2 protein-coding genes are annotated in these 1359 nt (G+C 35.3%); one reads left to right on the top strand and one right to left on the bottom strand.

Going from position 1 to position 1359, the window contains the following annotated elements:
* Positions 1-10: 10 nt before the first annotated feature.
* Positions 11-451, bottom strand: a complete 441-nt coding sequence (locus WDC_RS09195; protein ID WP_044011549.1) for a hypothetical protein — start codon at positions 449-451, stop codon at positions 11-13.
* 231 nt (positions 452-682) lie between these two features.
* Here WDC_RS09195 and apf point away from each other — a divergent pair, with 231 nt between their 5' ends.
* Positions 683-1291 carry an aggregation-promoting factor gene (gene apf / locus WDC_RS09200; protein WP_044011550.1) on the top strand — a complete coding sequence of 203 codons (609 nt, stop codon included), beginning with the start codon at positions 683-685 and terminating at the stop codon, positions 1289-1291.
* Positions 1292-1359 lie beyond the last annotated feature (68 nt).

A 1359-nucleotide genomic window follows, 5' to 3' on the forward strand; every position in this document is an offset into this window, starting at 1 on the left:
GTTTTTTACTTCAGCCTCTTTTTGACGTAGGTGAATTAAGCTCAGCTAGCAAGTCATCAATGATGATTTGCTTATACATTTCAGAGGATTCCATCAGAGCTTTGTTCGTTAAAAAATGTTGCATCTTAGATGTTTCAACTAATGTTTGGTGATAATCATCGGTAGTTGTCACAAAGCGGCTGAACTTAGCAGCCTCGTTTTGGAGTTGCGATTTAGATAAGAAAAAATGGCTGCTCAACAGATTAACTTTGGCTTGTTGTTCATTGATTAAATTTAATAGGGTGATTAAAAAAATCATTTCGTTCCTTGCCACATGGGCCATTTGTAATGAAGTTCTAATACTATCAGCACCACGATTAAGAGTTTGTTGATGAATGTAATAATCAAAATCAGTTGTGATTTCATCAAGTAGTTGATCTATTTTGTGTAAGATTACCTGATTATTATTCAAAGTTGATCGCCTCCCATTTGGAACATCATACCGTAAAAAATGAATTATGACGAGACGAACGATTAGCTTCAAATAAGCTTTATTTTGACCGATATATTTCAAATTATTACAAAGAACACAAAATAGCCCCAAAAAGAAAACTGTCTGTTACATATTAGTAATATCTATCGGTTATGATATTAAACGTTGATGAAAATAACTGTAGACTTAAAAAGGATGGTTTTTTAATTTATGAATTTACGAAAGAATGCTCTTAAGTTTTCTGCTGCAACAATCGGTGCAGTGGCATTTGGTACAATTGCTGTTGCAACTCACGCCAACGCTGACGAGATTTACACAGTAAAATCTGGCGACACACTTTCTGAAATTTCGTACCAATATGCTAAGGATACCAGTATGGTGAACGACTTAGCTAAGAAAAACAACATTGCTGACATTAATTTAATTTATGTTGGCCAAAAATTAATGATTACAACTGACGGCACAATTCGTCAAGCTAAAAAGCAAGAGGTTCAAACAACGCCTTCAGCTTCAACAAATAGCCAATCAACTACTTCAAGCAATAACTCAAGTTCAAACACAAGCAGCAGTTCCAGTTACACAAGCCAAACGAGTGGTTCAGATTCTTCTGCTAAAGCATGGATTGCTAATCGTGAATCTGGTGGCTCATACACAGCTAGAAATGGCCAATACATTGGTAAGTATCAATTAAGCTCAAGCTACCTAAATGGTGACTACTCAGCCGCTAATCAAGAAAAAGTTGCTGATAGTTATGTTGCTAGCCAATATGGTTCATGGTCAGCTGCTAAACAACACTGGCTTTCAAATGGTTGGTACTAAAATTAAATATTAGTTTACTAGAGGCTGAAGCAAAAACTGAGTTTTTGTTTCAGCCTTATTTTATTTGG

The organism is Paucilactobacillus wasatchensis (assembly GCF_000876205.1).
GTDB classification, from domain to species: Bacteria; Bacillota; Bacilli; order Lactobacillales; family Lactobacillaceae; genus Paucilactobacillus; species Paucilactobacillus wasatchensis.